This is a genomic window from Desulfothermus sp. (genome assembly GCF_053993635.1).
The window spans coordinates 1-8,613 of sequence record NZ_JBMYBT010000094.1 but is presented as its reverse complement, the minus strand read 5'-3'; the positions used below and the strand labels follow the sequence as shown (position 1 = coordinate 8,613).

7 protein-coding genes are annotated in these 8,613 nt (G+C 36.1%); all 7 read right to left on the bottom strand.

The genetic code is table 11. From position 1 onward, the window contains the following. A partial coding sequence (locus ACY2V1_RS07310) for an elongation factor G (protein WP_461834141.1) occupies positions 1-1,358 on the bottom strand: 1,358 nt, incomplete at its 3' end. A 428-nt stretch (positions 1,359-1,786) separates the two neighbouring features. Continuing rightward, positions 1,787-2,680 carry an MBL fold metallo-hydrolase gene (locus ACY2V1_RS07305; RefSeq protein ID WP_461834140.1) on the bottom strand — a complete coding sequence of 298 codons (894 nt, stop codon included), beginning with the start codon at positions 2,678-2,680 and terminating at the stop codon, positions 1,787-1,789. 210 nt (positions 2,681-2,890) lie between these two features. Continuing rightward, positions 2,891-3,661: an acyl-CoA dehydratase activase gene (locus tag ACY2V1_RS07300; protein ID WP_461834139.1), complete on the bottom strand. Its 771-nt coding sequence runs from the start codon at positions 3,659-3,661 to the stop codon at positions 2,891-2,893. Between the two features lie 109 nt (positions 3,662-3,770). Next, positions 3,771-4,988, bottom strand: a complete 1,218-nt coding sequence (locus ACY2V1_RS07295) for a 2-hydroxyacyl-CoA dehydratase subunit D (RefSeq protein ID WP_461834138.1) — start codon at positions 4,986-4,988, stop codon at positions 3,771-3,773. An 11-nt stretch (positions 4,989-4,999) separates the two neighbouring features. Further along, positions 5,000-6,124, bottom strand: coding sequence for a 2-hydroxyacyl-CoA dehydratase subunit D (locus ACY2V1_RS07290; protein ID WP_461834137.1), 1,125 nt, complete (start codon positions 6,122-6,124; stop codon positions 5,000-5,002). A 49-nt stretch (positions 6,125-6,173) separates the two neighbouring features. Continuing rightward, on the bottom strand, positions 6,174-6,944 hold the full coding sequence (locus ACY2V1_RS07285) for a Mut7-C RNAse domain-containing protein (RefSeq protein ID WP_461834136.1): 771 nt from the start codon (positions 6,942-6,944) through the stop codon (positions 6,174-6,176). A 191-nt stretch (positions 6,945-7,135) separates the two neighbouring features. Then, positions 7,136-8,200: an ATP-binding protein gene (locus ACY2V1_RS07280; protein ID WP_461834135.1), complete on the bottom strand. Its 1,065-nt coding sequence runs from the start codon at positions 8,198-8,200 to the stop codon at positions 7,136-7,138. Positions 8,201-8,613: the final 413 nt, after the last annotated feature.

The following is an 8,613-nucleotide window of genomic DNA, read 5'->3' as shown; positions in this document are numbered from 1 at the left end:
ATTATCTGGCCAGTCTCTTCGTCCACCTCCATAAAAAGGGTAGGGTCTTCTTTTAGAAGTTTATTTAAGGCTTCTATTAATTTTTCTCCTTCTGATGTATTTTTGGGCTCAAGTGCAATGGATATAACCGATTGATAATCACTTATTTTTTCAAGAATTATCTTGTCATCTTCAAAGCAAAGGGTATCTCCAGTCTTAACGTCCTTTAGTCCTGCTGCCCCAACGATTTCTCCAGCCCTTGCCATATCAATGCGTTCTTTTCTATCTGCATGCAGGGTAAATAATCTGGCAATCCTCTGTTTTTTATCCTGGGTTGCATTATAAACAGTATCTCCAGGTTTGACTGTCCCAGAATAGACCCTGAAAAGAGACATCTGTCTTCCTGATTCCATGGTGATCTTAAAGACAAGGGCTGAAAATGGAGCCTTAGAGGATATGGGAAAGACCTTTTTTTTCTTTGTCTCTGGGTCAATTCCCTCTATTTGTTTAACTTCTAAAGGAGAGGGCAAAAAATCACATATCCCATCTAATACTGGTTGGACTCCTATATTTTTTAAGGCGGAACCAGCAAATACTGGGGTAAGCTTAAGCTCAATAGTACCTTTTTTAAGTCCCTGTTTTATTTCGTAAGTAGAAATCTCTTCTTCAGATAAATATTTTTCTAAAATGGATTCATCTATCTCTGATACACTCTCAATTAGCTTATCTCGCCAAGGCTCTGCCTTTTCTCGCTGTTCACTATTAAGCTCTCTTTTTTCAAATTTTTCGCCGTCAGTTGAAGGGTCAAACCATAAAAATTTCATCTCAATTAAATCTATAACCCCCTCAAATTCCGCTCCTGCTCCCCAGGGTATCTGCACTGCAACTGGATTTGCCCCTAATTTTTTCTTCATCTCCAAAAGGACATTCTCAAAATCAGCGCCAATTCGATCCATCTTGTTTACAAAGGCTATCTTGGGAACATGGTACTTTTCTGACTGTTTCCACACTGTCTCGCTCTGGGGTTCAACTCCGCCTACCGCACAAAAAATGCCAACTGCACCGTCTAACACCCTAAGCGCCCTTTCAACCTCTATGGTAAAATCCACATGGCCTGGGGTGTCTATAATATTTATCTGTTTGTCCTGCCAGTGACAAGAGGTACATGCAGATGTAATAGTAATTCCACGCTCTTGCTCCTCTGGCATATAGTCCATTGTAGCTGTCCCTTCATGGACCTCTCCCATTCTGTGGATCCTCTTGGTATAATATAAAATTCTCTCAGTAAGAGTTGTCTTTCCAGCATCAATATGGGCAATAATTCCTATATTTCTTATAAAATTTAAGTACTTATCAAATCCCTTTGCCTTTTTAGACATACTAAACCCCTCGTCTTATTATCTGGACTTGCGAAAATTGATGCTTAACCTTTCACGCTTATCTCGTCAATTATTTCTCTCAACTCCCAAATTACGAATCACGGTTATTGGTGTAGTGGTGTAGTGGTATATTGGTATAGTGGTATATTGGTTATTGGTGTATTGGTTCACTATTCTTTCCTCTTTCTGTTCACCGTTCACTGTTCACTAATTACAAATCACGAATCACTAATCACGGTTATTGGTATATTGGTATATTGGTGTATTGGTTCACTATTCTTTTCTCTTTCCTCTTTGTGTTCCTGTTTCCTTTTCACTGTTTTTCCCTCTTCCTGTTCACAAATCACCAATCACGAATCACTAATCATAAGGACACCATCCCACTAAGGGCAATTCATGAATTGCCCCTACGAATCACAAATTACGAATCACAAACTCTTGGATATATATTTTAACATCTGCCCAACCACAATTGAAATTACCTCTCTTGGCAAGAACTCTGTTTCCAACTTTGACATGAGTAGATTTGTTACTTCTTCTGTAGCAACAGATATATCCTTTTGTTTCTTATAGGCATCTTCTAAAATCTTTCTAGTCTGCTTTGCAGACTCTATGGACTTTTCCATAAATTTTTTTGCATCTTCACCAGTCATTGCCCCAAAATGTTCTGCAAGGTGGATCTCTACGTCTAATTTACTCATCCTAAGCAAGCTATCCATATATTTATCAAAATTGGAATTAGCTGCGGTAAATACGTCATCTCCCATGGGGATTCCTCCTGCATCAGATGCAAACAGGGCCTTTAACTTGGGTTCATATAGGGCAATTGAACAGGAAGAATGACCAGGAACTTCTAGGACTTGAAGACTGAAATTCCCTACTTTGATGGTGTCCCCCTCAGAAACCACCTTTTCAACATCCAATTTTGGAAAATCAAGTCCAATCTCCTTGGCTTTTTGTTTCATATTTTGTTTTTCTAATATCATATCATTCAGAAATTGAATAGATGAAATCACCTTTTCTTTTGAAAGAAGGTCTTTTGCCTTCTTGGATCCAATAATCTCTATCCATTGCCACTTTTTCTTTAAATAAGGAAGGATTCCAACATGATCAAAGTGGGAATGTAATATCACTGCTTTTTTTATCTTGTTGGGGTCAATGTTAATTTTTTCTATTTGCTCTATAACATCAGGGGCAATATATATCATCCCTCCACCTAAAATTGCCGCCTCATCCCCTCCATCTAACAAATAAACATTAGACTCTTTTTTCCCCAGAAGATAAATATTATCTGTAACTTTCCCAGGCTCTACTATTCTCATAACTCTCCCCCTTTAATGTGGTTTGTGTAGCTGTGGGTTTATTGGATTTGTGAGTTTGTTGAGTTTGTTGGATTTCATAAAGATTCAATGTTCTACGTTCTACGTTGTAAGTTCTAGGTTTTAGGTACCTTAAACATTGAACGTCGAACATTGAACGTTGAACAATTTAACCCATCAACCCATCAGCCCTTAAACCCATTCCCCCATTATTCAACTTTGCCTTTGTGCAAGATATGCAGCTCCAATAGCACCGTTTAATTGTGCATAAGGGCTTATTATTAAATTATCGCCCAATTTCTCTTTAAGAGCATTTACAACTCCTATATTTTTTGCAACTCCACCAGTTAGCATAATAGGAGATCTAATATCAAGTCTGCTTGCCATTGAATACACCCTGGTTGCAATGGATCTGTGTATCCCAGCAATTATGTCTTCACGGGATTTTCCTTGAGAAATCATTGAGATAACTTCTGATTCTGCAAATACAGTGCAGAGGCTACTTATTTTAACAGGTTCTCTGGCAACCATAGATAATTCACCAAATTTATCCAGATCCACCTCCATTGCCCTGGCCATTACCTCTAAAAATCTACCAGTACCAGCTGCACACTTATCATTCATTACAAAATCAATGACCCGACCATCTTCATCCAAAGATATGGCTTTTGAATCCTGGCCACCAATATCTATAACTGTTCTGACCCCTGGTTCTAGAAAATGGGCACCTGCTGCATGACATGTAATTTCAGTAATCTTTTTATTTGCAATATCCACACTGTCTCTTCCATAACCAGTTGAAATTATATTGTCTATTTGATTTGTTGATAATTTGGCCTTATCAAGCGCCTTAGACAAAATATTTTGCCACGCCTTTTTTACATTATATCCAGTAAAATCAATAGCCGTTGCAACAATCTCATTATCTTTTAATATTGCACATTTAACAGTAGTTGAACCTATATCTATCCCTGCAGTGAGCATCTATTGACCTCCAGTTCTTTATTTAACCCCTTAAAAACACATTAAAGTTAGAAAAAATAGATAAAGGACAAGTTACCTCAAATAGTTTAATTGGGCAAGACAATAGTGTTTATGAGTGTAAGAGTTCACAAAAGGCATCAATTCTGCTCTCTATCTGAGCATCTGAAAATGATCGTTGATCCAGCATATCCGCTTCAATTATGAGCACTGGGACTTTGGTCTTATTCCTTATTATTTTCTGTATATCATATTGTCCAAAGGAATATGGCTTACAACTCCTATTTGAGTGCATGATAATCCCATGTACCTTATATTTATCTATCATCTTTATTATCTCATTGGCCATTGTATCAATCCCCTGATTTAGATAAATCCTTGTATATGCCGGTGCCAAGGAGCCCAGAAAATCATTTTCATCAATGTATCTTAAGGAGCTACACCAGGCAGAGGTATAGGTATCAGCCACTAAACATACGTCCCTTTCAGCAAATTTTTCTGACAACCACTTGGTCTTATACCAAATTGGAAGGTTATCCCACAAAACCCTATACTTCTCATTAGGTACGGCACAAATTTTATTTTTTATTCTATCCTTCATCTCTTCTAGCAATTCTCTATAATAATTAACGCAAATCTCAGTCCCACGCAAAGTCACGATAAGTGCCAGATGGAAAAATGCATCAAATGCACTCATTGGTGCTGGAGAATGCGTTGTTGTGTCCAGGATTTCTTGCCAGAGTTTTTGTGCCTGAACAGATAATCTCCCAACCTTCTCAAGCCTGTCAAAATCCATTTTTTTCTTGCACACTGTCTCTAAAAACAAAAACAACTCATCAAATTGTCTTCTCACATATTCCTTTGTATCTTCAGTAAAGTTTGTGTGACACATGGGGGTATCCAGAATAAATAATGGGACATTAAAATACCTTGCCTGGATCTCATACCATTTTACCACTGTTGAACATATGTTATTGCAACAGATCAACATATCTGGCTCTGGCAAATGGCCTATTGGACCTTTTTCCCCTCTACTGCATGCTATATCTGCTGTTGCATATGAGCAAAGATCGCAGGAATAGCCTAGACCTTCTGCATAACTCACAAGTTTTTCCCCCAATTTTGATGCTCCAATCATTGCCCCATGATTTTCTGGGTATATGGGGATTATGTCCATTGCAATCAAAGGCTCAACTGGCCCACCACTGGTAATCCACGCAACTTTTTTCCCCTTATTTTTTGCATCAAAGGCCTCTAAAAAATAATTGGTCATTATTTCCTTCATCTTTGATTTTGTTTTAATGGGCTCTTTTTTATATTCCATATTCATAATTCTTCCCCTTATATGGTTTCTAAAAATGCTTCTATTCTAGTCCTCTCTGGCCCTTTTATCTGATTTTTCTCATCAGTTTCCAAAAGGAGTACAGGTACATCCATTTCTTTTTTTATATCTGGATAATCAAACAAGTGGGGGTCACAAAATTTTGGAACCAAAAAAATTATACCCTGTGCCCTGTATTTTTTCACAATATCTTTTAAATACAAAATCCTTTCAAAAAGTCCTTTAAATTTTGCTGCACAAATAGGCCTCTCTACCAGGCTCTTTGCAATATCATAGGCCCAATCCCCGGTTAATTTAATACGCCTTTTGTACGGCCTTATACCAGAGCAGAGGTCGTCATAGACCACTTTTGCACCTGCATTATCAAGGATTTCATATATACCAGGAAAACAACATAAACTCCCTGTGAGGACTATCCTCTTTTTAACCGAGCTTGAGAGAGTCGATTCTTTTATACAATTATTTAGATGTTCTAATTTTTTTGCAAGATCTTCCCTGTCCATAATGGCTGATGCAATAAAGATATTGTGCATGTCTTTGTTTGAAATTTTATTGGATATTTGAGATATCTCTGCTAGTTTCAAGGCACTTCTATATATTCTTTCAAAAAGTTCTATTGCAGAGTTAATCCTGGGAACATCATCAAAACATTCTCTATCTTGTTCTAATAAAAGGGATCTTCTTTTTAAAAATCCAGCAAGGTTTAATATTTGTTTCCTTAAATATTTTTTTGAGGCATCAGAATCCAATCTTGTAGGGACCATAAAATCAAAGTGTTCAATGTCCGTGTTTATCCTCACAATATCCGATACCCGTTGCATTGTATCACACGTATTTGAGAATACTACATGGGCGGCAGGTAATTTTTTAGACAGGATATCTTCTAAAACCGCTTTTGCAGTGGGGCAGCAATATGGTTGCAGGTGGGAATTTGAAAGCTGGTGTGTTTCAGATATCCCCAACACCCTGGCAGGATGAAATCCAAAAGCCCATATGATCTCATCAGGTACATATGAGCAGGTGTAAAGCACAATTTTCTTTCCGTTCTCACTCAAATTTCTTAAATAAGTAACAGGATCCTTTGCTATTACTTCAAATTCTTCTAAAATAGTTTTAATCTCCATATCTTACTCCCTATCTATTACTAATATTCATTTTTTATAGACTCATACACTAAACCAATTTTTTTAACAAGTCCTTCATTTTTTCCACATGGGATCCTTGCCAATAGATCCTTTTACATACAGGGCATATTGAAAATTCATTGTAGTACTTTTTAGTTTTTGGCTCTAATCTATGGATAATTGCATCTTTATCAACAGGGACTAACCTTTTATTGCACACAAGACACCTTGTAAAAGCTCGATTATTAAAATCTAGACCAAAGAAATTAACTACTTCTTTTAATTGATCTATTGGGAAGTTAGCCTGTATAAATTTCCCCCACAATATTTTTTTGCGCTTAAGCAATTGTATATCCTTTGAAAGGACTATTCTTTTTTCACTAAAGGCTATCTCAGCAATCTCATCATCAGGGATACTCCAATCAAAAAAACAGTCATATCCAAGCATTCTCAAAAACCTGGCCAGCTTTCCAACGTTTGCGTCCACCAAAAACCGAAGCTCTAAAATTGGTTCATCAAACAGATAATTATCCCTTTCAATAGGGATTTTGTGGGGATAAATCTTAAGATGTGTTTGTTTTTTAGGGATGTAAGAAAACCTCACCCTTTGACTGCCAACCTCAATCAATCCTATTTCAGTGTGGGGGATACCAAGGGCTTCTATTATATCTTTTATTGAGGCCTTTCTATTCAGAGGATAAACTATTTTTTTTGCATTATCATCACACCCTAAAACATACTTTGTACTGCACCTTATAGCATGTTTTAACCATCCAAAAAAACTGAGATAAATAATATGTGATGAGTTAGAGGGAAACATTGTTTTGTGGTGATTTGTAGTTATTCATGGCTATTTATAGTTATTCATAGTTATTCATAGTTATTTATAGTTATTTATAGTTATTAGTGGTTATAGGTAGTTATTCATTGTTATTTTAGGTGTAACAATAAATGTTTTTAACACCCTTTAGTTCATTACCCCATTCATGCATTTACCCATATAGCATCTACTCATCTACTCAGCAACATCTCCATTCCCTTTTCGTATATCCGACTATTCCCTGTCACCTTAAGCTCCAGGGGATCGTAAAATAGTATCTCTTTTTCTGCCCACTTCTGCAATAGCTTCTTTTCTTCTTTAGATATCATTTCAACTGGATAGTAACCATCTTCCACTATTTTCCTTGCCACTCTCAAAAAAATTTTTCTATCTTCTTTATCAAACTCTGTTAAATAATCTACTATCTCAGTATAGGCTAACCATCTTTCTCGTTCCAGGAATTCCTTTAAGTCCTTTCCTTTTTTCTTAATCTTTATAGCTTCTAAAATTCTGCCAATATTCCCTCCATAAAATTCCCAAATAAGTTTAAACTCTTTTTTAGCTAGACCTTCTATGTCCAACCATTCTTGGACTTTTTCCTTAGAAAGGTGATCAATCTTCTTGAATCTACTTGTTTCTTTAAGTTTTGCATCATTATAAATTTTCTCTATAAATACTGTATTTGATGTGAGTATCACTACATGAGAGAGGTGTTTTTCCTTTGTCAAACTCACACAAAAATTCAAAAATTCTTTGAGTAGTTCTCTGTTGCTATTTATATGAATCTCTTGAAGTTTTTGGATTTCATCTATTATTAAAATACACCTTTTATTCTTACTTTCCTCTTCAATTTTTCTCATCAACTCTTCAAATAAATCCCTCTCTTTTTTCTCTATCTCCTGCAATACCTTCCGTTGCAGGCTAAAAAACTTTAACGAAAATTTGCCATCTGTTTCCACTGTCTCCTTATATACATCCTCGGGAAATATAAAAGAATGTAAAAACGTAGCATAATTAGAAATTAACTTTCTCCTCAAATTTATGTATTTTACGCAATACTTGCCCTTTAGCCACCACTCTTTCTCTGGCAGCAGTCTATTGTCTATTACATATTCTATTACTGTGGTCTTGCCACTTGACTTTGGACCATAGACAAGAAGTAACCTCTGCGGTACATCATCAAACCACTCTAAAAAAAACTCTATCTCCTCTTCTCTATCCACAAACGGTGCCCCACGAAAGATCTCTATTTTCATGAAAATCTCCTTGGTCTATGTTCTTCGTGATTCGTGATTTGTAATTTGTTATTAGTACTCATAGAGAAATATAATTCATCTATTCCCTATTCACTAATTACGAATCACTGTCCCCTAATCACGAATCACGATCTATATGCCTCTAAAGATCTACTCTCTTTCCTCAACTTACTCTAATTAACTTTAACAAAAGAAATTTTTTTGTTCAATGTGCTAGGTCCAGGACTTTAGATCTTAAATCTCGAACCCTTAATTATAAAAAGGAATAATCTCCTGGAGTTTCTCCTTTATGCGTGGGTACTCACCAGAATCTATTATTTTTTTAACAGCCTTTAAATATTCCTCTATTTCTTCAAGACTTTTTCCATTTGTTATTTTTGCAATATAAATCTTAGAATGCCTGGATGAAACTA

What these genes read in the sequence shown, in the direction of transcription:
- ACY2V1_RS07305 (WP_461834140.1), bottom strand. Translation starts at nt 2,680, where the DNA reads ATGAGAATAGTAGAGCCTGGGAAAGTTACAGATAATATTTATCTTCTG.
- ACY2V1_RS07300 (WP_461834139.1), bottom strand. Translation starts at nt 3,661, where the DNA reads ATGCTCACTGCAGGGATAGATATAGGTTCAACTACTGTTAAATGTGCA.
- ACY2V1_RS07295 (WP_461834138.1), bottom strand. Translation starts at nt 4,988, where the DNA reads ATGAATATGGAATATAAAAAAGAGCCCATTAAAACAAAATCAAAGATG.
- ACY2V1_RS07290 (WP_461834137.1), bottom strand. Translation starts at nt 6,124, where the DNA reads ATGGAGATTAAAACTATTTTAGAAGAATTTGAAGTAATAGCAAAGGAT.
- ACY2V1_RS07285 (WP_461834136.1), bottom strand. Translation starts at nt 6,944, where the DNA reads ATGTTTCCCTCTAACTCATCACATATTATTTATCTCAGTTTTTTTGGA.
- ACY2V1_RS07280 (WP_461834135.1), bottom strand. Translation starts at nt 8,200, where the DNA reads ATGAAAATAGAGATCTTTCGTGGGGCACCGTTTGTGGATAGAGAAGAG.